The 23,061-nt window shown below is 38.9% G+C and carries 21 protein-coding genes; 12 read left to right on the top strand and 9 right to left on the bottom strand.

All coding sequences use genetic code 11. The annotated features are described in order from the left end of the window. The first annotated feature begins 139 nt into the window (after positions 1–139). Positions 140–3,355: a VPS10 domain-containing protein gene (locus MED217_RS07545; RefSeq protein ID WP_009779903.1), complete on the top strand. Its 3,216-nt coding sequence runs from the start codon at positions 140–142 to the stop codon at positions 3,353–3,355. A gap of 59 nt (positions 3,356–3,414) precedes the next feature. Here MED217_RS07545 and MED217_RS07540 read toward each other — a convergent pair whose 3' ends face one another. Further along, positions 3,415–4,395, bottom strand: a complete 981-nt coding sequence (locus MED217_RS07540; RefSeq protein WP_040532658.1) for an App1 family protein phosphatidate phosphatase — start codon at positions 4,393–4,395, stop codon at positions 3,415–3,417. Between the two features lie 66 nt (positions 4,396–4,461). Between MED217_RS07540 and MED217_RS07535 the strand changes: the two genes are divergently transcribed. From MED217_RS07535 to MED217_RS07510, 6 genes are all read left to right on the top strand, one after another. Next, a complete protein-coding gene (locus tag MED217_RS07535) occupies positions 4,462–5,352 on the top strand; it encodes a diacylglycerol/lipid kinase family protein (RefSeq protein ID WP_009779901.1) in 891 nt (296 codons plus the stop codon). Between the two features lie 90 nt (positions 5,353–5,442). Continuing rightward, positions 5,443–6,033 carry a superoxide dismutase family protein gene (locus MED217_RS07530; protein ID WP_009779900.1) on the top strand — a complete coding sequence of 197 codons (591 nt, stop codon included), beginning with the start codon at positions 5,443–5,445 and terminating at the stop codon, positions 6,031–6,033. Positions 6,034–6,221: 188 nt separating this feature from the next. After that, positions 6,222–6,752 (top strand): RNA polymerase sigma factor, encoded by a 531-nt coding sequence (locus tag MED217_RS07525; RefSeq protein ID WP_009779899.1) that lies wholly within the window; start codon positions 6,222–6,224, stop codon positions 6,750–6,752. 1 nt (position 6,753) lies between these two features. Beyond that, positions 6,754–7,563: an anti-sigma factor gene (locus tag MED217_RS07520; RefSeq protein WP_009779898.1), complete on the top strand. Its 810-nt coding sequence runs from the start codon at positions 6,754–6,756 to the stop codon at positions 7,561–7,563. A 436-nt stretch (positions 7,564–7,999) separates the two neighbouring features. Further along, complete coding sequence (locus MED217_RS07515; RefSeq protein WP_009779897.1) at positions 8,000–9,208, top strand: LETM1-related biofilm-associated protein; 1,209 nt, start codon at positions 8,000–8,002, stop codon at positions 9,206–9,208. Positions 9,209–9,284: 76 nt separating this feature from the next. Beyond that, positions 9,285–10,616 (top strand): DUF2254 domain-containing protein, encoded by a 1,332-nt coding sequence (locus tag MED217_RS07510; protein WP_009779896.1) that lies wholly within the window; start codon positions 9,285–9,287, stop codon positions 10,614–10,616. Here the strand turns inward: MED217_RS07510 and MED217_RS07505 are convergent. The 5 genes from MED217_RS07505 to MED217_RS07485 all read right to left on the bottom strand — a co-directional run bounded on the left by MED217_RS07505 (position 10,613) and on the right by MED217_RS07485 (position 13,688). After that, positions 10,613–11,371, bottom strand: coding sequence for a LytR/AlgR family response regulator transcription factor (locus tag MED217_RS07505; RefSeq protein WP_009779895.1), 759 nt, complete (start codon positions 11,369–11,371; stop codon positions 10,613–10,615). The two genes, MED217_RS07510 and MED217_RS07505, sit on opposite strands and share 4 nt — an antisense overlap. Before the next feature lie 14 nt (positions 11,372–11,385). After that, the gene (locus MED217_RS07500; protein WP_009779894.1) at positions 11,386–11,745 is read right to left on the bottom strand and encodes a 2TM domain-containing protein; all 360 of its coding nucleotides are present in this window, start codon (positions 11,743–11,745) and stop codon (positions 11,386–11,388) included. Next, the gene (locus tag MED217_RS07495) at positions 11,736–12,050 is read right to left on the bottom strand and encodes a 2TM domain-containing protein (RefSeq protein WP_009779893.1); all 315 of its coding nucleotides are present in this window, start codon (positions 12,048–12,050) and stop codon (positions 11,736–11,738) included. The genes MED217_RS07500 and MED217_RS07495 overlap by 10 nt, the downstream gene beginning before the upstream one ends. 103 nt (positions 12,051–12,153) lie before the next feature. Then, positions 12,154–13,491 carry a 2TM domain-containing protein gene (locus MED217_RS07490; RefSeq protein ID WP_009779892.1) on the bottom strand — a complete coding sequence of 446 codons (1,338 nt, stop codon included), beginning with the start codon at positions 13,489–13,491 and terminating at the stop codon, positions 12,154–12,156. Then, a complete protein-coding gene (locus MED217_RS07485) occupies positions 13,488–13,688 on the bottom strand; it encodes a hypothetical protein (RefSeq protein WP_009779891.1) in 201 nt (66 codons plus the stop codon). The genes MED217_RS07490 and MED217_RS07485 overlap by 4 nt, the downstream gene beginning before the upstream one ends. Before the next feature lie 181 nt (positions 13,689–13,869). On the opposite strand from MED217_RS07485, the gene MED217_RS07480 reads away from it, so the two are divergent. The 3 genes from MED217_RS07480 (at position 13,870) to MED217_RS07470 (ending at position 19,458) form a co-directional block, all read left to right on the top strand. After that, positions 13,870–17,538, top strand: a complete 3,669-nt coding sequence (locus MED217_RS07480; RefSeq protein WP_009779890.1) for a ShlB/FhaC/HecB family protein — start codon at positions 13,870–13,872, stop codon at positions 17,536–17,538. A 94-nt stretch (positions 17,539–17,632) separates the two neighbouring features. Then, positions 17,633–19,048: an MBL fold metallo-hydrolase gene (locus tag MED217_RS07475; protein ID WP_009779889.1), complete on the top strand. Its 1,416-nt coding sequence runs from the start codon at positions 17,633–17,635 to the stop codon at positions 19,046–19,048. A 5-nt stretch (positions 19,049–19,053) separates the two neighbouring features. Further along, positions 19,054–19,458, top strand: coding sequence for a rhodanese-like domain-containing protein (locus tag MED217_RS07470; protein WP_040532655.1), 405 nt, complete (start codon positions 19,054–19,056; stop codon positions 19,456–19,458). Positions 19,459–19,509: 51 nt separating this feature from the next. Here MED217_RS07470 and MED217_RS07465 read toward each other — a convergent pair whose 3' ends face one another. Further along, positions 19,510–19,878, bottom strand: coding sequence for a winged helix-turn-helix transcriptional regulator (locus MED217_RS07465; protein WP_009779887.1), 369 nt, complete (start codon positions 19,876–19,878; stop codon positions 19,510–19,512). Between the two features lie 130 nt (positions 19,879–20,008). Here MED217_RS07465 and MED217_RS07460 point away from each other — a divergent pair, with 130 nt between their 5' ends. Further along, positions 20,009–20,896, top strand: a complete 888-nt coding sequence (locus MED217_RS07460) for an SDR family oxidoreductase (protein ID WP_009779886.1) — start codon at positions 20,009–20,011, stop codon at positions 20,894–20,896. A gap of 86 nt (positions 20,897–20,982) precedes the next feature. On the opposite strand, the gene rpiA is transcribed toward MED217_RS07460, so the two are convergent. Then, positions 20,983–21,657: a ribose-5-phosphate isomerase RpiA gene (rpiA, locus tag MED217_RS07455; protein WP_009779885.1), complete on the bottom strand. Its 675-nt coding sequence runs from the start codon at positions 21,655–21,657 to the stop codon at positions 20,983–20,985. 36 nt (positions 21,658–21,693) lie between these two features. Continuing rightward, positions 21,694–22,272, bottom strand: coding sequence for a nucleotidyltransferase family protein (locus MED217_RS07450; RefSeq protein ID WP_009779884.1), 579 nt, complete (start codon positions 22,270–22,272; stop codon positions 21,694–21,696). A 125-nt stretch (positions 22,273–22,397) separates the two neighbouring features. Between MED217_RS07450 and MED217_RS07445 the strand changes: the two genes are divergently transcribed. Further along, the gene (locus MED217_RS07445; RefSeq protein ID WP_009779883.1) at positions 22,398–22,970 is read left to right on the top strand and encodes a non-canonical purine NTP diphosphatase; all 573 of its coding nucleotides are present in this window, start codon (positions 22,398–22,400) and stop codon (positions 22,968–22,970) included. Positions 22,971–23,061 lie beyond the last annotated feature (91 nt).

The following is a 23,061-nucleotide window of genomic DNA, read 5'->3' as shown; positions in this document are numbered from 1 at the left end:
CAGAAACTTAAACAAAACGATTCGATGCTCTAAGCTTTTGTTAATTGTAATTTATTTATGTTAAAAGCTTCAATATTCCTTGGGGTGCACAATAAACATTTGGTTTTTCTTAACTTAGAGCAAACTTTACACAGACTTAATGAAAAAACTATTACTTCTTCTCTTGCTAAGTGTTTCTGTTACAGGAATATCTCAAAAATTAAATCTTGATCTTTTAAAAGATATGCAACCGCGTAATGTAGGTCCTGCCGGAATGAGCGGGCGTATTACTGCTATTGACGCGGTGACAGACAATCCTGATATTATTTACGCAGGTTCTGCTTCTGGCGGTCTATGGAAATCAACTTCAGGCGGTGTTACCTGGAAACCCGTTTTTGAAAATGAAGCTACTTCATCTATCGGTGCGGTTGCGATTCAGCAATCCAATCCTTCTGTGGTTTGGGTAGGAACCGGTGAAGGAAACCCGCGAAACAGCCTCAATGGTGGATTTGGTATCTACAAATCTCTAGACGGCGGTAAAACCTGGAAGTGTATGGGACTTGAAAAGACCAGACACATCTATCGCGTGCGCATCAATCCGTCAAACCCAGATATTGTCTATGCTGCTGCAATAGGATCGCCTTGGGGCGAACACGAAGAGCGTGGGGTTTACCGTACACAAGATGGTGGTAAAACTTGGGAAAAAGTACTTTATGTAAATGATAAAACCGGTACTGCCGAGTTGGTTATGGATCCTACCAATCCCAACAAATTGATTGCTGCGATGTGGGAGCATAAGCGCGATCCTTGGTTCTTTAAAAGTGGTGGCGAAGGCTCTGGTTTGTACATTACCTATGATGGTGGCGATACCTGGAAAGAAATCACTTCTGAAAACGGCTTGCCCAAAGGTGACCTAGGAAGAATGGGACTTGCCATTGCTCCAGGAAAAACTAACGTCGTTTATGCTTATGTAGAAGCTAAGAAAAACGGATTGTATCGTTCTGAAGATGGTGGGGAAAACTGGAAATTGGTAAATGACAATATGAGTGAGATAGGAAACCGTCCTTTCTACTATGCTGAAATCTATGTCGCTCCCGATAATGAAAACCGCGTATATAGTGTATTTACCTATGTAAATGTTTCTGAAGATGGCGGTAAAAGCTTTGAAGAACTGATGCCTGCTTATGGCGTAGATAACGGTATTCACCCAGATCATCACGCGTTCTATATTCATCCTGAAAACACCGATTTTATGATGGATGGTAACGACGGCGGTTTAAACATCTCTCGTGATGGCGGTGAGACCTGGCGTTTTGTTGAGAATATTCCCGTTGGTCAATTTTATCATATCGCAATAGATAATGAATTTCCTTATAACGTTTACGGAGGAATGCAAGATAACGGAAGCTGGCGCGGTCCTGCCTATGTCTGGAAAGCACAGGGAATTCGTAACAGTTATTGGCAAGAGATCTCTTTTGGTGACGGTTTTGACGTAGTGCCAGATCGGGACGATTCACAATATGGCTGGTCTATGAGTCAGCAGGGTTATGTAAGTAGGTACGACTGGATCACAGGAGCTAATTACTTAGTAAGACCTACACATCCTGATCCTGAAGTTGAACTTCGATTCAACTGGAACGCTGCTATTAATATCGATCCTTTTGATAACAGTACACTTTATTTTGGTAGTCAATATGTGCATAAATCCACAGATAAAGGACTTACTTGGGAAGTAATTTCACCCGACTTAACCACCAATGATCCCGAAAAACAAAAGCAAAGCGAAAGTGGTGGTCTTACGATGGATGCTACCGGAGCTGAAAATCACACCACTATTTTAGTGATAGAACCAAGTCCGGCAGAAAAAAATATGATTTGGACCGGTTCTGATGATGGTAAAGTATATTACACACAAAATGGTGGTCAAGATTGGACTGATGTATCTAAAAACCTAAAAGGTCTTCCTGCAAACAGCTGGATCGCACAGATCAAAGCTTCAGCGACTAATAAAGGTGAGGCGCTCTTGGTAGCCAATAATTATCGCAGATTTGATTATACACCTTATGTATATAGAACCACAGATTATGGTAAAAGCTGGACGCGCATTGTAGACAGTGAAGATGTGGGTAGCTATGCGCTGGCAGTTTTGGAAGATAAAGAAGAACCTAACCTGATGTTCTTAGGGACAGACGACGGTTTATATGTTTCTATAGATGCAGGTGCAAACTGGCAAAAGTGGACCAACGGGTTCCCTACAGTTCCAGTAAAGGATTTGATCATTCATCCAAGAGAAGATGATTTAGCTATTGCCACTTTTGGTCGTTCTATATGGATTCTTGATGATATCAAACCATTGAGAAAGCTCGCAGCCAGTCAAGATCTCGTAGCAAATCTAAATATGGATGAAGGCACTGTTCTTGAAGTGATACCGCCTGCAGACACCTATCAAAACGCCTCTCAACAACCTACCGGAGGCCGATTTGGCGGAGATGCAACATATAGCGGAGCAAATCGTGCTAGCGGTGCTTTTATAAAGTATGTCTTTAATCCAAAAGTGAAAGCAGAAGAAACTGAAAAGGATGAAGCATCCTCATCAGAAACGGAAGAAGCTTCTGTAAAATGGGACAGTATCGTACTCAATATTTACGATAATGAGCGTCTCATTCGTACACTTAAAACCAAAGCTCCTGATTCTGCGGGAATGTACAATTTTAGATGGTTTCTTGATGAGAAAGGTGTAGACCGCCCGTCACGTCGCATAAGGGAGCGCAACTGGGAACCCGGTGGTGCCACAGTAAAACCGGGCTCTTATAAAGTAGTTATGAGCTATGGAAGCATTGAAGATTCAGAAACTATAACGGTGAAAAGCGATCCTCGTCTGGATATTTCAGCACAAGCTACTCAAGAAATTTATGAGGCCGAAAAGCATTTGGAAAGCTTAACACAAGTGGCAGCAGATGCGGTTAAACAACTTGTCGAAAGCAAGAATATTGCAGAAGATTTTATTGCCGATCTTAAAAAGGCCGATAAAGAAACCTATAAAGCTCAGATTGACAGTTCTAAAGCAATTGCTGAAAAATTAGAAGAACATATCGCAGTGTTTTTAGGCAAAGAAGATGATCGCCAAGGTATTACGCGTAATGCTGAAGTAACCGTTCTTAACAGAATTTACCTCGCTAGTAGTTATGTAGGTAGCCGTCCTAACGGACTTACCGCTACAGAAGAGCAGCTGATCACTCAGGCTGAAAAAGATCTTGAAGCCGCTTTAGAAAAAGTAAATACCTTCTTTACCGAAGAATGGGCAACCTATGAAAGTGAAATGAAACAAGTAGAACTCTCTCCTTTTAAAGAAATAAAAACTTTTAAAGTAGAATAGTTCTTGTGTTACCAGAATTACAAAATCCCGAAAAAATTTCTTTTCGGGATTTTTTATGTTTATTCCGCTTTGATGATTCCTTGTTGTTTGGAATGTTCGATAGCCTCAGTGCTTTTCTTGAAGTAACAGGTGGCGACTTGCATACCTTCAATATTATTAAGAACAGCATTGATTTTTTCCTTCTTATGATTTTCGGTTTGCCGTAGATATACCGCTCTAATATTCATTGGAAACATTTTACAAATACGCTCGTAGATATAAGCATCTTGCTGCGAATCATCACCTAACAAAACATAAGATTGCTGCGGATAGAATGAAATAATATCCTTGATCTTGATAAACTTGTGATCGTGATTACCTCCTCCAGTTTTAAGAAAATCGGTGATTCCTGTTTTTATACTTTTCAATTTAATGACGGCCTTGGGCAATTCTTGCAATTTGGCAAACTGCACTATAAAGTTGTATAAATTCCATTCGCTGCTGGAGACATAAAAGAAAGAGTTTCGGTTTCCTTCCTCATTATGTCCGCTCGTACTTAATGACTGATAATGCCTCACAACATCTTCAAAGGTTTTACGGCTGTTTACATTGCGCGCCAACATCACATATAGTTTTTTAAAAATGTTTCCGCTGTGCGAAATCAAAAAAGTATCGTCGATATCAGAAATAATGCTCAATTCACTTTCAAAGGGTTTTAAGAATTCGGCTTTTTCAATAATGCCATATTCTTCCTCTACGGGATTGCAGGTAATCTCATAAGTATGCCACCCACTTTTCAGGTCATTTTTATAGGGCACGTTGAACCTGAAAAATCCGTCATCCATTGTTCGCGTAGTCACATCGATGTCTTTAAAACGCAATCGTACACTTACATTCTTGAGTGGCGAAATACGAAACATATGTAAAACCGAAAATGCATGCTTAAAGCCTTTTTTATCAGATTGATACTTGTCTGGCGCCCACGATTTAAAAAGATGGCCAAAAACCACAAGTTCTTCATCATTGGCATAACCACGATACAATTGGAGGTCGAGTTTCACGTAATTGGTATTTTGTTAACGAAATGAGATTTTGAAAATACCTAATTTTAAATCGAAATCGACTTAATGAAAACACAAAAGAATATTTTACTGGTCATTAACCCTATTGCAGGAGGAACTGATAAACGTCCAATCATCAAGGCTTTTAAAGAGCAAGTTGCGGCTCAAAATAAGGAAAGTCACGTCTATGAGACAACCGGTAAAAACGATAAAGAAGCCATTCAAGAGCTCGTTTCTAGCAAGCAACCTGATCGCATTTTGATTTCTGGTGGTGACGGGACGATACGCGAAGTTGCCGATGCCATAAAAGGTGTTTCTGTCACCATTGGTTTGCTTCCGTCGGGGTCTGCAAATGGTTTGGCGACTAATTTTGACATTCCGGAGGATCTTGACAGACAGTTAGCTATTGCGCTTGGCGAAGAATACATCGATATGGATTTGCTTGATATCAACGGCTATACGTGTTTACATATTGCAGATCTGGGCGTTAACGCTCAACTTGTTGAAAACTATGAAAAGTCTGAAATACGAGGCAAACTGGGCTATTTAATACAAGCTTTCCCTACCCTGCTGAATAAAGATTTCCCTTTTAAAGTGAGCATCGACTGTGATGGAAAAATCTACCAAGAAGAGGGAATTTTAATAGGCATAGCCAATGCCAATAAATTTGGTACAGGTGCAACCATTAATCCAACCGGAAAAATGGATGATGGGATTTTTGAAGTTTTGGTTTTCAAAAATTTCAGCGTAAAAGGTATTTTAGAGACCTTTTACGATGATGCCCATTTAGATCCTGACTTTGTGAAAGTTATTCCGTGTAAAGCGGTGAAGATCACTGCCGAGAAACCGATCGCCTTTCAAATAGATGGCGAATTTATGGGTAAAAAAGAAACCATTCACGCAAAAATGACATCAGATAAATTGCGCATTGCAATTCCAAAAAGCTTTAACCACTAGTTAACGCTTTTGTTAAGCTTATCTTTAAATCTTTGGCTGGGCCTGCTCAAAGTTTTATTTTAGTTGCTGAATTAACTAATCACACGTATTATGAAGAATTACGCAATACTTTTTTCTCTAGCCCTAACCTTAGGTTTTACTTCTTGTAAAAATGAGAACAAAGAAAAAGAGACCGAAACTGAAGAAATGACAACCGAGACTACCGAATTACAAGAAGCTCCGGCTGAAGTAAAAAAATTAACGGTAGCCTTAGATTCAAAAAGCGGAAGCACTGCTACAGGTAGCGTTGTTTTTACCGAAGAAGATGGTGAAGTTTCTATGACTGCTGTTTTTGAAGGTTTAGAACCGGGAATGCACGCAATACACATCCACGAGAACGCAGATTGCTCTGCAGATGACGGTACTTCTGCCGGAGGTCACTGGAATCCAACTAAAGAGAAACACGGTAAGTGGGGAGATGCTGAAGGATATCACAAAGGAGATATAGGTAATTTTGAAGCAGATGAAAACGGTAACGGAACAATTACAACAACTACAGATGAGTGGTGTTTAGATTGTGAAGATGAAACCAAAAATGTTGTTGGTAAAGGAATTATCGTACACCAAGGTGCAGATGATTTTACAAGTCAGCCTAGTGGTGCTGCAGGAGCACGCGTAAGCTGTGGAGGAATTATTGAATAATCATATTCACAACATTTGACAAGCAAACTACCTCAGGGCAAACTCAGGAGGCATTGATTAGATACAAATTTTCAGATTCAAGTCAAGTCTCAAAGTATTGAACCCTTTAACGGTAGCAATAAAATTAAGCAGCCTTCGGGCTGCTTTTTTGTGTTATATTTAATACATTTAAAATCTAATAGCCCTTTATGCAACCTGATGAATTAATTCTACGATTACAGCAAAAAGACGAGAAAGCTTTTGAACGTTTATACACGCTGTATTCCGAAAGTATCTTTGGTGTGATCAATAGTGTTCTTCACGACACTGAAGCCTCAGAAGAAGTACTGCAAGATGTTTTTATAAAAGTCTGGGATAATTGTGAATCCTATTCTTCAAAAAAAGGTAGATTTTTTACGTGGCTTCTCAATATAGCACGCAACGCAGCCATTGATAAAACACGGTCTAAATCGTTTAAAAACCAAAAGAAAAACCTTACTCAGGAATATTTCGTAGATATACTTGAAAACAAAAACAGTTTTTCTACAAAGGTTGATGCGATAGGAATTAAAAAGTATATTAAAAAAATAGGCGAAGATTGTAAAAAGGTAATCGACTTATTATTTTTTAAAGGGTACACACAAAAAGAAGCTTCAGAAGAATTAGAGATACCCCTAGGTACGATTAAAACCCGCAACAGACTCTGTATTAACAAACTTAGAGCTATATTGGTTAAATAAAATGGATATTCAAGAATACATAGAATCAGGTATCTTAGAGCTATATGTTTATGGCGCTTTAACTGCTGCAGAAAGTGAAGAGGTTTCTAAAGTGCTTAAACAGTATCCTGAAGTTGAACAGGAAGTCGAACAGATAGAAGCTGCACTGCAGCAACTTGCGACTGCAGCTGCTCCTTACAATCCTGAGGAGATGCTTGCGGTTATAAAATCAAAACTTCAGAATAAAGACGGCGTGGTACAGTTGCCGGCAAGCAGATCGCAACAAAGAACACGTTTGCTATCTTTTATAAGCGTTGCGGCTTCGGTAATATTCCTCATCGGAATTTTTATCTTACTCAACCGTACTAACAACTTGCGTGATGAGTTACGTGTTGTAGAAATCGAAAAAACAAAGCTCGAAAGCAAACTTCAATTTTCTGAAGATGCGCTTACCGAGACTAAAGAAATCTTAGCGGTTATACGAGACCCACAAGTGACAAAAGTTCCTTTAGCCGGGCAACAGATCGCACCAGACGCATATGTAAATGTATTCTGGGACAAGAGTTCAAACAAAGCATATATTGATGCCTTAGGTCTACCCGAACCTCCAGAAGGAATGGTTTACCAAGTATGGTCGCTTACGTTAGATCCATTAACTCCTACGAGTATGGGACTTCTGGAAAACTTTAGTGAGGATGAGAATAAAATATTTGCGCTAGAAAATCCAAATCAATCTCAGGCATTTGGTATTACGCTAGAACCAGCCGGTGGTAGTGAAACACCAACAATGGAACAACTCTATACCTTAGGTGTTGTAGAAAATAATGCTTAGTAAACGACCTCGAGTTATTAAGCCCTTTGGCGGCGCCAATAGTTGAATACTAAAAAGCCTCTCAATTGAGAGGCTTTTTTATGTATTGAATTGAGTGTCGATTTTAATCTGAAGAGCTTTCTTTTGAGATTTGGGCATAAAAAAAGAATCACCTGCCTTCTCCAAAACAAGGTGATTCTTCAACTAACAAAAAATCCAAAAAAACTAATCAACTAACCAATTGATAATCTTCCTTTCCATATTCTCCAAAATAAAAGAGATTTGGATTTTTCAATTGTAAAAAAGTTAAATGCCCAGTTTAACTTATTTAATACATTTACGTAATAGAAAGAAATACGGTTTTCATCAGGTTCACTTTTTTTAAAACAAAAAGCGAATAAAATTTTAAAAAACTGAAAATCAATATTTTAAAATTTAAAAAATCAAATAAAATTTTATGAACCCTTCATCTTCAGGATGGATAAATAAACACCAACCGGTCATCAATCGCTTCCTAAACGCGCAGGAAATCAACGCTTCTGAGTTTTATGAACTTGCGCTAAGATCTGGTTTCCTCTACGGTGTTTCGGTGTCATCGATTACATACGGAAAGAAGGAACCGCTCAAATGGACAGAAATTGAGCGTACCAAACTCAATTTATTTGATTGCCTGTACTATACCTATTTCTATAATCAGCGAGATGAAAGCGATTTCTATACTGAAGTCTGCGCGTTTTATGAACAAATAAACCCTAAACACGCTTCTTACTTCTCTTCATTTTCAAAAAGTAAGCCCGGTGCGGCTACATTAGAAAAAATCATTCAAGAACGCGTACAAACTAATGAAGCGCGTTTTGAAAGAAATTTCAGCAATCTTATAACCAATGCATTACTTTTTCTAGATGTCATTGCATTTGAGCAATATTTAAAGAATAAAAGCGATCTGAAAAACTACGCGGCCGCTCTTGAAGCCGGACTGATGAATATCATCTGGATCGCGCTGATGCAAAAAGAAGAAAAAGAACAATACGATTATTTACTGCTTAAGCTTTTTGAGAAGTCCTTGCGGTATACCAAAGCTATAAATCAAGAGGCGCAGTCACTCGATGATTTATCGCTAGCCCCTTTTCAAACGCTTTTTGAAAAACGTTATGCTTTAGACCTTGGTGCGCTGGCACTTTGGGATGATCATAAATTAGATAAAACCGAATTTCTTTTTTTAAATAGGTTGGGGAACTTGCTTCAATTACCCGAAGAAGTGCTCAAAGTGTCAACCACGCACGTTCTTGATTTTATACATTCTAATCACGATCGCATATCGTATCTCAATTACAGCAATCCGGTACGCCACTTTTACACGCAGACCAGTGATACGGTAAAACGACTTATTTTAAGAAATAAAAAGCGTTTACTTCAAGAACTTTTAGAAAGTAAAGATCTGGTGATGTTGCTGGGACAATCTACCTATCGCGATTTAAATAAAGCTGAAAAAAAGCAGGTAAAAGCACAGCTGCTGGACATTTGTAAAAGCATTCCTTCTCTTGCTATTTTTATGCTTCCGGGAGGAGGTGTTTTACTTCCACTTCTTATAAAATTCATTCCAGAATTGTTGCCAAGTGCTTTCAATGATAATCGCATTGATCCTTCAACAGAAGACAATTCTTGATCGCAGCCTCAAAAGCTTTCTGTTAACAGTTTATCAAATAGACGCAGTATAATAAAGTTATTTAGGAAATTCGCCTATGCTCAAAATTATAACGCGTTCCAGACTATTTATCGCCAACCTCACCGGTAAGATAGGCTTCTACCCTTCCCTTTTTGCTTTGGGAGGTTTGGTTTTTGGTTTTGCCATGTTGTATGCTGAAGATCGCGGCGTTTCTTCATTTTTGATCGAAAATGCACCGCAACTGGTCATCAACGATGCCGAAACAGCGCGCACATTGTTAAGCACATTCATTGGCGGAATTATTTCGCTTATGGTGTTTAGTTTTTCGATGGTAATGATCTTGCTTAATCAAGCCTCTAATAATTATTCGCCACGTATTCTCCCCGGTTTAATTTCAAACAAAAAACACCAGAATGTTTTAGGCTTTTACATCGCAACGCTTATTTATTGCATCCTCATCCTGTTAAGTATAAAACCTACTGATGATAAAAATCAGTTACCAGGTTTTGCTGTGCTGGTTGGGATTGTTTTGAGTATGCTGGTTTTAGCCTTATTCATCTATTTTATTCATTCGATTTCTGAAGCGATTCAGATCAACAAGATTATAGAATCGATTTACAACAGTGCAAAAACGCGCTTGCAGCAACTCATCTCAAAAACAGATGATGCTTTGAGCAAAGAAGATTTTCCTTCAAGTGAAGACTGGGATGCCATTGAAGTGAATCGTACGGGATACTTTCAAACTATTGCGGTTGATGCGTTACTCGAACTTTGTAACACCTATGATTGTAGTGTTGAAGTTAGTGTACCTAAAGGAACGTTTATTCTTCAGGGAATTCCTATCGCCAAATGCAGTAAAGCCCTTGATGACAAGCAAAAAGAACAATTATTAACGTGTTTTGGTTTTTCGCGCAGCGAAATTGTAAGTCACAATTACATCTTAGGATTTAAACAACTTACAGAAATTGCTATAAAAGCGATGAGTCCGGGAATAAATGATCCCGGAACAGCGATTACCTGTATTGATTATCTATCAGAATTGTTTGCGCTACGCCTTAAGAAGGAAGATTTCAGCTTTATCAAAAATCAGGAAAAGCAGGCCGTGATAAAACTACGTACTATTGATTTTAAAGAATTGATCTATTTCGTTTTTGCACCCTTACGGGCTTATTGTAAACACGATGTAATCATGCTGCATAAAATGTTGACAGCACTCTACTTTTTACAACAAAGCCATAGCGTGATCGAGAATTCTGAAACTATAATCATTGACGAAGCAAACCGAATTCTAGAAGACGCCAAGGCAGGAATAACGAATAAAGAAGATCTTAAAGGAGTTTTTGATATCAGAAATAAAATGGCAGCAATTAACAGCACCCAAAAGAAATTAGTTGCATTAGATCATTAGGAAAGCCAAAGTTTAAAATCCTTAACGCGCTCTCTGCTAACGATAATTTCTTGATCATCTGCAGCCTTCAGTTTAAGTTGTAATCGGGAATTGGTATAACTTATAATATCCTGAATCGCATTGATATTGATATAATATTTTCTGCTAACTCTAAAAAAGACATCAGGTGCCAACTCATCTTCTAAGGTTTCTAAAGTGGTGTCCAGCAAGTAATCACGCTTATCTGTAGTACGCGCATAAGTGCCTTTATTCTCGCTGTAAATACAGCATACATCCTCAATATTGATCATTTTGATATGTTGACCAATTTTAACCGTGAATCGTTTTTTATACTCACGTTCCACAGGATTTACACCTAGAAGCTGTCTGATATCATCAAAATTGAGTTTTACATCTTGCTTCTCGGGCTGTTGCTTTTTAAATTTTTCTACGGCTGCTTCTAGTTCTTCATCGTCTATAGGTTTTAATAAATAATCGATGCTATTGAGCTTAAATGCTTGTAGCGCATACTCATCGTATGCAGTCGTAAAAATGATCGCACTGCTAACTTCTACCGCATCAAAAATTTCAAAAGAAAGACCGTCGCTCAATTGAATGTCTAAAAAGATCAAATCTGGATGCTCGTGGTTTTTAAACCAATCGATCGCCTCTTCTACCGAATTGAGTTGCGCAAGTACATTCAACGCCAATGCTTCAAGCATTCTTGATAATCGGCGTGCGGCCGGTTTTTCATCTTCAATAACCAGTACATTCATAATTTACAGTGCTTTTATTCCCATTTATTGATATCAGCTTGTTTTGCCTCTTCGCGTTCCAGAAATTCTTTGATCTTTCGGTTTTCCCAGTTTTTATATGACCTATTGATAAAATTACCTTTATTTACTACAATAAAATGAATTCCAACGCTAATTCCCCAGACTACCAACATAATAACCGGCGACCACCACGGGATGTAACTGCTTATGGCTCCGCGGTCAAAAAGACCAAAATAAAACAGTAAATATGCCGAATTTACCACAACATAAACCAGTAAATGATTGTACCAGCCTTTAAGATCTTGAACGTGTTTTTGCGCACGCTCAAATGAGGATTCTTGCTCGTTCATAACTTTTGTGTTTCTTATTCCCATCTTCCCATATTTGATTGTGACTTAGAATCGCGCTCCATATATTCTTTTATTTTGCGTTCTTCCCAGTCTTTACTAATAAACGGATTCCAGTCAAATGCCTTGGCTGCTTGAAATATTAAACCCAATCCCCATCCAAATGCTGCCCATAAAAACCAAGGATGGCGCAGTTGATCAACCCAATAGTTTAAAGCGGCTAGTGCGCCAATTACGATCACATAGCTGATGAGGCTACCATAAAACTTTTTGATCTCTTTTACTTTTTCTTTAGCCTGAAGGTATCTGTTTTCTTTATCAAAATTTTCCATTGCTGAAGGTTTTAATGATTAATTACAATTCAAAATTGCTAGAATTACAACAGGAATAAAACTTAGTATTACCCGATTGTCATTTTTGATTGCTGAACTGTAGTTATTTGTTTTGATCTTTACGCATAAGCTCTCTTATCTTACGCTCCTCCCAGTCTTTGCCTAAAAATGGATTCCATCCAAAAACCTCCGAACCGTGAAAAAGTACGCCCAATCCCCAACCCAAAGCAGGGAAAATCGCCCAAGGAAAACGTGTCGTATACATATTTAAAAGAATGAGACCGGGAATGATGAGACAATAAAGCACCAAGTTGATGTAGAAGCCTTTAAGTTCTTCCACATGTTCTTTTGCCATCGCATATTTTTTGTCAGAAAGGTATTGCTCGGTATTCATAACTGCTGTTTTTAATTGACGAGTAAGTTTTGGTATTTTGATTATAAATTCTAATTCTGTTTTGCTTATAAGTACATCCCGTTGTGTCAGGAGTCCATAGCGCTGTCTGATGTTGATAAGCCCTACTCCGCTGCTTTTTGACATCACTTTTTTAGGCTGAAGATTATTACGCACTACCAGATAATCGGCTTCTTCTTCAATACGTATATAAAGCTTATGATTGCCGCTTACCACATTGTGTTTTACCGCATTCTCCAGCAGCAATTGCAAAGCCAGCGGGACCACTTTTGCATCAGCATCTTTTACCGCTTCCGGAAGTTCAAAAACGATACTGTCTTCATAACGCATTTTAAGCAAAGTCATATACGTTTTAGCAAAGGCCAGTTCTTCACCTAAAGAAATGAGCTCCTTATTTTTCTGCTCAAGTACATAACGATACACTTTTGAAAGGGAGGTCGTGAACTTCTGCGCTTGTATCGGGTTTTCTTCAATAAGACTGGTGAGTACATTTAAACTATTGAATAAAAAATGAGGATCTAGCTGATTTTTTAAAGCATCAAATTGTGCCGAAGCCGTACCAGCAATGATCTTTTGCTCCTTTACCTGACGTTCTTTTTTATAGCGATAATAAAAGAAGAAGTAAAAAATCGCATTACAAACTAAAGCCACCACAAGTGGAATACTATAGTCGATGATCTTTTCTTCAGTAATAAAATACGTGATGCTCATACCATATAGCACCACGATAATAAACAACCGAATGAAAAACACCCCAACAACAGTAACCACAACACTTGCCGGAATGGCTTTTACCAGATGATTGTAGGTATAAAGCGAAGTTTTGTATTTGTCAAAGAAAAAGGTGAAGATCTGCATATTTAGCAAATACAGTACCACAGAGTATAGCATGCTAATCCCAAAATCCTCTGCAAGCGCAGCGTTGAATTCCAAACCGCCGCCACCCAGCAGGTGTATCGCAAGAAAGACTACATAAATAGCACAACCTACGATAAATGCTTTACCCAATTCCTTTAAAAAATATGTCATAATTGTTGGTATTCAAAGATGCGCACACCCAGATTCATTCCTGCTTTAAAGGTATCACAATCTTTAAAAATCAAAGCAGTGGTTTGGGCAGGTACATTTAGGCTGTTTCTTTCGCATTGATGAAGTGCTTCAGTATCGTTGTTGATACCATTTACTGAAAGTAAAAGATCTAAGGCCCAGATTAAAATTCTTACCATAATTGTTAGTTTCTTGATTCTTGAGCAAAGATTTAAAATAAGCCTCCTACATTATAAGAAAACGTACTCAACTGTAGTATTTGAAGACTCAACTGTAAATGTGCAGAACGTTAACAATCACACAAAAACTTTTGGCGCTCAGCATATTTAATAATTTTGTTTAAAACCTACACCCTAACCTATGCTTACCCGCAGATTATCATACTGTTTTTCAATACTTTCAATTCTTATTTTAGGCGATTCTTGTGCCAGTAAGCGCACTCAATTTCGCAACGCACAAGACGAAAAAACTCCACTAAGAACAGATAGTTCAAACTATCGCAGCATTTATATGTTGGGCAACTTAGGCGCCGACAAAAAAGGGCCTAATGCATCGCTTCTAAAAGCATTTACAAGCTTTCAAAAAGAACAGGCTCAAGAGGATGATTATTTGATGATTTTAGGAGATAATGTGTATGCCAATAAGCTAGAACAAGAGAATAACAAAAGTCAGTTACAGGAAATAATAAGTCTGATCGAAGACTTTAAAGGTGAAACCTTGATCATTCCCGGGGAAAATGATTGGAATGATCACGGCGTAGATGGTCTGGAAAAAATTGAAGATTTTATCGAAAAACAAATGGGCAAAGACAATCATTTTCAACCTGAAAATGGCTGTCCCATAGAACAAATTACTGTTGACGACGAAAATGAGATTATCATTGTAGATTCGCAATGGTATATTGAGGATTGGAGCAAAGATGCCGGCTTTAATGATAAATGCAACATTAAGACCCGCGAACAATTCATCACCGTTTTAAAGGATGAGGCGCGCAAAGTAAGACACAAGAACATTCTTCTGGTAATGCATCACCCCTTATATTCTAACGGAATTTACGGCGGTGAGATGAGCACGCGTGCGTTGTACAGACCTTCTGCTGAAAATGCATTTGTCCCATTTGCTGGTTTTCTATGGGCGTTTGCAAGAACACAAGGCGGAATTTCAAAGCAGGATCAATTCAATCCGTTGATGAATGACTTGATGACCGAAATTAAAAAAATGGCGATCGATCTGCCACGCCTGTTTGTCCTCTCTGCTCACGAGCATTCTATGCAATACATCGAAAATGAAAACATACGCCAGATCATTTCTGGTACCGGCAGTAAAACCGAATATGCGCGGTTAGGGAAAGACGGTTTATTTGCTTCGGTGCAACCGGGTTTTACTGAATTGCGTTTGTTTGAGAACGGGGCTACTTCCGTACATTTTTATGAGCTTAATGAAGAGCAACAACTTGTAGAACGCTATGCCAAAACCGCCTATGAGCAACCACAGCCGTATCCCGTAGACTCCTTACCGGCAAGATTCAGCACTACAGAAAAGGCTAGCATTTACCCAAAAGAAGATGTTACTGTTTCTAAGCGTTACGAGAAGTTTTGGGGTAAACATTACAGAGATTTATACGGTTTAGAAATCAATGCTGAAGTCGCCGTTATCGATACGCTGCACGGCGGTCTTGAAGTAGAACGTGCCGGTGGCGGACATCAAACCCAATCGCTTAGACTCGTTGATAAAGAGGATCGCGAGTACAATATGCGCGCTTTAGCAAAAGATCCTTTTTCCTTTTTAAAGTCCTCGGGTTATGATAATCTTGATGCTGAAACGTATTTTTCGGGTACGATTCCTGCGCGAATTATTGAAGATTTTTATACCGCTTCACATCCTTATGGTGCTTTTGCAATTCCTAGATTAGCAGGAGCTGCAAACCTCAACCACACGCATCCTAAAGTATTTTATATACCAAAACATAAAATGTTAGGCGATTTTAATGAAACCCACGGAAATCGACTTTATATGGTCGTAGAAAAGCCTGATGACGACTTTAACGGGGAACATATGTTTGGTTTTAACGATGATGTTGAAAGCACAGCAGATTTGTTTGAGGCGATTCGGGAAGATGAAAAAAATCAGGTGGAAGAACAAGATTATATACGCGCCCGTGTTTTTGATATGCTTGTAGGCGACTGGGATCGTCACGAAGATCAATGGCGTTGGGCAGAGCGTGAGGACGATGATGACGTGGTTAATTTTATCGCCATCCCACGGGATCGTGACCAAGTATTTTCAAAGTTTGATGGCTCGTTTATCAAAACCCTGCAAAAATTTATGCCGGGAACACGCGAACTCGGTAATTACGGACCTGATATAGAATTTGTAGAAAAATTCAGTGAAAGCGCCATCAACCTTGATCGCGCGCTACTTCAGAAAACTAATAAAAGTGACTGGCTAGAGGCGGTACGCTATATTCAAGAACACATTACTCCAGAAGTAGTCTCAACAGCCTTTAAAGAAATGCCTAAAGAAGTTCAGGATGAGGATTGGTTGGCTTTACAAAGCGATTTGTTAAAGCGAAAGGACAATCTCACCAGTATTGTAGAGCGCTACTACGACTACTTTATCAAGTTTCAAACCTTGAAAGGTACCGACAAGGATGATCACTTTTACATCACCCGCAATGCAGACGGAAGCACTACCATAAAAGCCTATCGTATCAAAGATGGAGCAGACGGCTATGAGTTATTTAATCGAAACTTTAATCCTGATGAAACCAAGGAAATATGGATTTACGGTCTGGATGATGATGACGTTTTTACAGCTAACGGCCCGGGAACCGGTAAATTAAAAATCGTGATTTCCGGAGGACAAGACGAAGATGTTTACGATTTAGAAAACGGAAAAGGCATAACCCTCTTTGACCAACCCGAGGACAACGAAATCAAAAATTTAGGAGGAGCGCGTAAGCGTTTCAGCAGTGTTTATGAGAATCATATTTATGACTCAGAGCGTCGCCCGGAAAGTGCGAAGAAAATAGGTTTAGCATTGCCCTATAATCCAGATTGGGGGCTTGCTCCGCATTTAAGATTTGCAAGTCAAAAAATGGGTTTTGAACGTCATCCTTTTACTTCTCAATTTGTAATAGATGCTCAATATTTTTCATTGACTCAGGCTGCAATTTTTAAAACTGAATACCATTCGGCAAATTTATTTCCTGAATGGAATCTAAAAATTGCCGCTCTGGCAACTACAAATAATTATACCGAAAACTTTTTTGGCTTTGGAAATGAAACAACAAATACAGCTTCAAATTTTGATACAAATCGGGTGTTCTTACAAAAATTTGAGGCTGAAGCAGGCGTGTATTACATCGGAGAATATGGTAGTTCATTTGAAACGAGTATCGCTTATCAAAATTTCAATGTTGAAGAAACACTTCCATCAACACCACTTAAAAACCTGAATAACAATAACAATATAACTTTAAACACTATTTATTCCTACAAGAGTGTAGACAACTCAAACTTTCCTACAAGAGGAATGCATTTTATTGCTTCAGGCTATTACAGTGATCATTTAGACAGCGAAGAAACCGTATTTGCTGCAGACCCAAAAATCACGTTTTGGAATGCTATCGATACCTCGAGAGACCTGGTTTTAAAAAGTGAAATCGCCGGTCAATTGCGTTTTGGAAATGCGATTCCCTTTTATCAATCGGCACGACTAGGTGGTAATTCCGGCTTGCGAAGTTATCGCTTAGATCGGTTTACAGGAGATCAGGCGTTGCGGGGCTCGGCAGATTTACGCTACAAAATCAAACCTTTAAAAACGGCTATTTTCCCTATTCAATCCAGCATATTTGTAGGCTATGATTTGGGACGCGTTTGGTTCAATCAGGAAGCATCAAAGGTATGGCATGACAGCTACGGTGGCGGAATTAATCTGAGTATGGGCGGTTTTTTCAATAGTAGTTTTGGTTATTTTACAGGCAGTGAAGGTGGCAGGTTGCAATTCAGTATTCGTTTTGGAAATTGATAGTTCGCCTCTGGCTTTTTAGGAATGTAACCCTAGTTACCCAGTGAGTGGATAAGCTACCCTATCTTTGTACAAGAAATTAACAATACGTATCATGAAAATAGAACAAATTTATACCGGTTGTTTAGCTCAGGGAGCTTATTATATAGAAAGTAAAGGTGAAGTTGCGATCGTAGATCCGCTGCGAGAAGTGAAGCCTTATATGGAAAAAGCTGAAGCTGCTCAAGCCAAAATCAAGTATATTTTTGAAACGCATTTTCACGCCGACTTTGTAAGTGGCCACGTGACTCTTGCCAAAGAGACCGGTGCCCAAATTATTTATGGCCCTAAGGCAAACCCTTCTTTTGAGGCCGTTATTGCAGAAGATAACCAGGAGTTTAAATTGGGAGACGTTACCATAAAAGTGCTGCATACCCCAGGTCACACAATGGAAAGTACGACCTATCTTCTCATTGATGAAAATGGAAAAGATCACGCGATCTTTAGCGGAGACACCTTGTTTTTAGGTGATGTAGGACGTCCTGATCTGGCACAAAAAGCTAAAGAATTAACGCAGGAAGACCTTGCCGGCTTCCTCTTTGATAGTCTTCGCAATAAAATTATGCCACTTTCTGACGATGTTATAGTTTATCCGGCTCACGGTGCAGGTTCGGCTTGTGGTAAGAATATGAGTAAAGAAACGGTAGATACGTTAGGCAATCAAAAGAAAACCAATTATGCCCTGCGCGCCGATATGAGTAAAGAAGAATTTATTGCTGAAGTGACCGATGGATTACTTCCACCTCCTTCTTATTTTCCGCTTAATGTGAAAATGAATAAAGAGGGTTACGATCATATTGACGAAGTTTTAGAGCGCGGTACACAACAATTATCACCAGATGCTTTTGAAGCTGCTGCTAACGAAACAGGAGCTGTGATTTTAGACGTGCGTAAAGCAGCTGATTTTGCTAAAGGACATATTCCCCGATCTATATTTATTGGTATAGACGGAAGTTTTGCTCCTTGGGTAGGTGCACTTATAGCAGATACTGAACAACCTATTCTTCTAGTCGCTGATGAAGGTCGTGAAGAAGAAACGATCACAAGATTATCTCGCGTAGGTTTTGATCAAACCTTGGGTTATCTAAAAGGTGGCTTTGCTGCCTGGGAGGCTGCCGGTAAAGAGACAGATTCAGTCAAATCTGTACCCGCAAGTGAACTAGAACACGTCGCTAAAGCTGATAAAAACACAGCTATTTTTGATGTGCGTAAACCCGGTGAGTTTGAGTCAGAACACCTTGAAGCAGCACAAAGTACGCCGCTTGATTATATCAACAAACATCTTAGCGAATTTCCTTCAGACCAAGAATTTTATGTACACTGTGCAGGAGGCTATCGCAGTATGATTGCTGCGAGCATATTAAAAAGTCGAGGTATTCATAATTTGGTTGATGTTCAGGGCGGTTATAAAGCCATCAAGGAAATAAGCTTACCTAAAACAAACTACGTTTGCCCTTCAACCTTAAAATAAGAACTATGAGAACGATCGTTTATCTATGTATGTGTTTAATGAGCTTTGGTGTATTTGCGCAAGAAAGCGAACATGTGATTCTAAGCAAAGAACTGTTTGAGGCAAGTATTCATTCGGATACCGAAAGTTTGAAAAGAAACATTCAATTGATAGACGTGCGAAGACCTGAAGAGTTTGAAGCCGGGAAGATCGAAGGTGCCACTAACATTAATGTTTTAGAAGAAGAAAGTTTTAAAGAACAGATCAAAAACCTTGACAAAGCAAAGCCGGTTTATATTTATTGCCGTTCAGGAAGACGTAGTGCAAAAGCTGCACAACTTATGCTAGATGCCGGCTTCAGCAAAATATTTGATCTGGAAGGAGGCTATTTAAACTGGACCGGAGAAAGTCAAAATATTGAAAAGAATTAACTCCGTTTAAAATGCTACGATCTAAGATAAAGGCTCAATGATATTGAGCCTTTATCTATTATAAGCCTCACGCGATTGTTCTATGGCTTCAAAATTAGTATTTGCCCACTGCACTAAGCTTTTGATATGTGGCATCAAACTAGCTCCACGAGCACTCAGCATATACTCTACTCGAGGTGGAATTTCCTGATACTGTTTTCTGATGATTAACCCGTCTGCTTCTAACGACTTAAGGGTAACAGCGAGCATCTTTTGCGAAATGGTCTCAATCGCTTTATGCAATTCATTAAAACGCAAGACTTCTACCTCCTCTAGAAGTAACAGCACTAAGGTTGACCACTTATCACCAAAACGGTCCAACACATTGCGCACAGGACAATTTTGAGCATCTGCATATTTTTTTAAAGAATTTTCCATCATAATCAATTGATTTTCAACAAAACTAACTTCAACGTTAGTAGACCACGTTTACGTAAGTTCTTTTAGCTTCCAAATATAGTGTTTATCTTTACTTACCAAAAGTAAGTTAATAACTATAATTAATAAAATCATGAGTAAATATTTAATCACAGGTGCTACCGGAGGTTTAGGAAGTAGCGCCGTCGCCCATTTATCTAAAGATGTTGATGCATCAGAAATTTCTGTACTTGTACGAGATGCAAGTAGTGATAAAGCTAAGGCTTACGAAGCTAAAGGCTATGAACTGCGTGTTGCAGATTATGACAACAGTGAAAAACTAGAAGCTGCTTTTAAAGATATCGAGGTTTTATATTTCGTTTCTGCCAGTGATATTCCTTCACGTGAGCCACAGCATAAAAATGTTGTTACTGCAGCAAAAAATGCAGGTGTAAAACACGTAGTTTACACCAGTGCAGGTCGCAAAGATGAAAGTCAGGATTCTCCTGTAGCTGCAGTTATGGATGCACATATCAAAACTGAAAAATGGCTTCAGGAATCAGGAATGGCGTACACTATTCTAAGACATAACTTGTATGCAGAAGTTGTTCCTATGTTTCTAGGCGAAAAAGAAACGCTGTTGAACAGCAAGACAGTCTTCTTACCTACCGGAGAAGGAAAAACGGCTTTTGCTTCACGCGACGAGTTGGCTGAAGCTGGAGCAACAGTATTGAAAAACCACCAAGCGCACGAGAACAAAATCTACACACTTGATGGTTTAGAAGCTGTTGCTTTTACTAAAATCGCTTCTATTTTGACCGAAGTAACCGGTGAAGAAATAAGTTATGTCTCTCCAGATGTTGATACATTTAAAACAACAATGGCTTCTTACGGGGTTCCTGAAGGTGCTATTGGGATGATGATTTCCTTTTCTCTGGGAATCGCTCAGGGCGAATTCAACTCTGAAGAAACTGATCTGGAAAAATTACTGGGTAGAAAACCTCAGGATTTAAAAAGCTTCCTTGAAAAGGTTTATGGCTAGTATTTAAACTAAGCTAACTTCCAAAGCCGGTAAAAAAAGAGCTGCCACATACGTGACAGCTCTTTTTTACTTTATAGACCTAGCATTTATCGCTTTTTAATTTCAGGGCCGTCTTCTTTACCTACAATGATCAGACTTGTAGTATCTAAGAAAAGTCCGGTTTCTACAATTCCCGGAACTTTCAAGAGTTTAATTTCTAAGGCTTTTAAATCGTCAACCTCAAAAATATCAACATCTACAATATTGTTATTTTCGTCAGTACGATAGGGGTCATTGCCTTTCATACGCTGAACAGGCTTTAAACCTTCTTCCTCTAAAAAGGTAATGATTTGCTTTGTCGCAAACGGAATCACTTCCAAAGGAAGCTTAAAAGCGCCTAGCTTTTCAACATCCTTACTGCTATCTGCAATGATGATATTGAACTTGGTATTCCAAGCTAATATCTTTTCGCGAAGCAATGCTCCTCCTCCACCCTTGATCAATTGAAAATTGGCATCGAACTCATCTGCACCGTCAATAGTAACGTCAATTTTTTCGATCTCATCAAGCGCAACAATTTTTATCCCGAGTTCTTTGGCAAGTTTTTCGGTAGCATCAGATGAGGGTACACAGGTAAGGTTCATTCCTTTGGCAACAAGTGCTCCCACTGCTTCTATCATATGTTTTGCAGTTGAGCCTGTACCCAATCCTACAACCATATTGTCTTCAATATATTTTACGGCTTCTAGCGCAGCTTGTTTTTTTTCCTGATCAGCAGTCATTGTGTTGCTTATGATTATTTGAGTCTAAAATTAAGTTTATTTTTTCAGCAAGCGCTCATAATCTTCAGGAGTATCAATATCTTGAAGAAGATCTTCGGCATTTAAAGCGATTACCGACCGATCTGAATTCAGTAAAGCCTTTGCTCCTTGATCACCGCTGAGTTTTTCTAAAGCATCAAAATAAGACTCTGGGAAAATCGCAGGAACACCCTTTTTATTTTTATAACCCGATGCGACACACGTATCAGGCTGCTCATTTGCTTTATCTATAAGTTTATTCAAATATGCAGCAGTCATCAAGGGTTGATCGCCCAACATTATCAAAAGGTGATTGTATTTTTTTGATCGTAGTGCTTTGACTCCGGTGGCTATGCTAGCCCCTAAGCCTTCCTCCCAAGCTTCATTTATAATAAAGAAAACCTCTTGTTTAATTTCAGCCTTTATGGCCTCTTTTTGAGCTCCCAGAACACAATAAACGTGTTGCGCTTTAGTTTGTTTTGCTTGAGTAATGGCGTGTCCTAAAAGCGTGGTCTCCAGATAGGGCAGGTTTTGTTTGATCTCTCCCATACGAGATGCCTCACCTGCTGCAAGAATTAAAATCGCTGTTGTTTTCAATTTGATATTTTGTAGACATCTAAAGTATGAAACTGTGCTATGGAGCACAAGCGTGAACTAAAGAATCTCTTTTTACGAGAAGCATTCCGGAAGAATAAATAACTTGCAGAACAAAACTAAAAACAATGACACTCGTTTTTGCGACACATAATGCAAACAAGCTCAAAGAAATTCAGGCGCTTATGCCAGAAAACATTCAGCTAAAAAGTTTAACCGAAATTGGCTGTACCGAAGAAATTATAGAAGATGCACCTACTATTGAAGGCAATGCGCTTATAAAAGCCCGTTATGTCAAAACATATTATGGTTATGACTGTTTTGCAGATGACACGGGGCTTGAGGTTGAAGCTTTAGATGGCGCTCCCGGAGTGTACAGCGCACGTTATGCGGGTCCGCAAAAAAGTGCTGAAGATAATATCGATAAGCTTCTCGCTGCTTTAGAAGGCAAAAAAGATCGTAAAGCGCATTTTAAAACGGTTATCGCACTTATTCTGGATGGGCAAGAACAATGCTTTGAAGGAATTTGTAAAGGCGAAATTATACAACAACGAACCGGAACCAGTGGTTTTGGTTACGATCCTGTTTTTAAGCCCGAAGGATACCAACTTACCTTTGCCCAAATGCCACTAGCCGAAAAAAATAAGATCGGACACCGAGGAAAAGCTACCCAACTCTTACTCAATTTTTTAAAAAAATAGCTTCAGCTCGCGCTTTACTCAGAATCAAGGAGTTAAGCCTTCTTAAAATCAAGCCAAAACGATATGCTATTTTTTTGATTTACAATTATTT

It is taken from the genome of Leeuwenhoekiella blandensis MED217 (assembly GCF_000152985.1).
Taxonomy (GTDB): domain Bacteria; phylum Bacteroidota; class Bacteroidia; order Flavobacteriales; family Flavobacteriaceae; genus Leeuwenhoekiella; species Leeuwenhoekiella blandensis.
The sequence above is the reverse complement of the archived record's forward strand: the minus strand, read 5'-3'. Positions and strand labels throughout refer to the sequence as shown.

Coding starts and splice junctions, on each gene's coding strand:
- MED217_RS07545 (WP_009779903.1), top strand. CDS start 140: ATGAAAAAACTATTACTTCTTCTCTTGCTAAGTGTTTCTGTTACAGGA.
- MED217_RS07535 (WP_009779901.1), top strand. CDS start 4,462: ATGAAAACACAAAAGAATATTTTACTGGTCATTAACCCTATTGCAGGA.
- MED217_RS07530 (WP_009779900.1), top strand. CDS start 5,443: ATGAAGAATTACGCAATACTTTTTTCTCTAGCCCTAACCTTAGGTTTT.
- MED217_RS07525 (WP_009779899.1), top strand. CDS start 6,222: ATGCAACCTGATGAATTAATTCTACGATTACAGCAAAAAGACGAGAAA.
- MED217_RS07520 (WP_009779898.1), top strand. CDS start 6,754: ATGGATATTCAAGAATACATAGAATCAGGTATCTTAGAGCTATATGTT.
- MED217_RS07515 (WP_009779897.1), top strand. CDS start 8,000: ATGAACCCTTCATCTTCAGGATGGATAAATAAACACCAACCGGTCATC.
- MED217_RS07510 (WP_009779896.1), top strand. CDS start 9,285: ATGCTCAAAATTATAACGCGTTCCAGACTATTTATCGCCAACCTCACC.
- MED217_RS07505 (WP_009779895.1), bottom strand. CDS start 11,371: ATGAATGTACTGGTTATTGAAGATGAAAAACCGGCCGCACGCCGATTA.
- MED217_RS07500 (WP_009779894.1), bottom strand. CDS start 11,745: ATGGGAATAAGAAACACAAAAGTTATGAACGAGCAAGAATCCTCATTT.
- MED217_RS07495 (WP_009779893.1), bottom strand. CDS start 12,050: ATGGAAAATTTTGATAAAGAAAACAGATACCTTCAGGCTAAAGAAAAA.
- MED217_RS07490 (WP_009779892.1), bottom strand. CDS start 13,491: ATGACATATTTTTTAAAGGAATTGGGTAAAGCATTTATCGTAGGTTGT.
- MED217_RS07485 (WP_009779891.1), bottom strand. CDS start 13,688: ATGGTAAGAATTTTAATCTGGGCCTTAGATCTTTTACTTTCAGTAAAT.
- MED217_RS07480 (WP_009779890.1), top strand. CDS start 13,870: ATGCTTACCCGCAGATTATCATACTGTTTTTCAATACTTTCAATTCTT.
- MED217_RS07475 (WP_009779889.1), top strand. CDS start 17,633: ATGAAAATAGAACAAATTTATACCGGTTGTTTAGCTCAGGGAGCTTAT.
- MED217_RS07470 (WP_040532655.1), top strand. CDS start 19,054: ATGAGAACGATCGTTTATCTATGTATGTGTTTAATGAGCTTTGGTGTA.
- MED217_RS07465 (WP_009779887.1), bottom strand. CDS start 19,878: ATGATGGAAAATTCTTTAAAAAAATATGCAGATGCTCAAAATTGTCCT.
- MED217_RS07460 (WP_009779886.1), top strand. CDS start 20,009: ATGAGTAAATATTTAATCACAGGTGCTACCGGAGGTTTAGGAAGTAGC.
- rpiA (WP_009779885.1), bottom strand. CDS start 21,657: ATGACTGCTGATCAGGAAAAAAAACAAGCTGCGCTAGAAGCCGTAAAA.
- MED217_RS07445 (WP_009779883.1), top strand. CDS start 22,398: ATGACACTCGTTTTTGCGACACATAATGCAAACAAGCTCAAAGAAATT.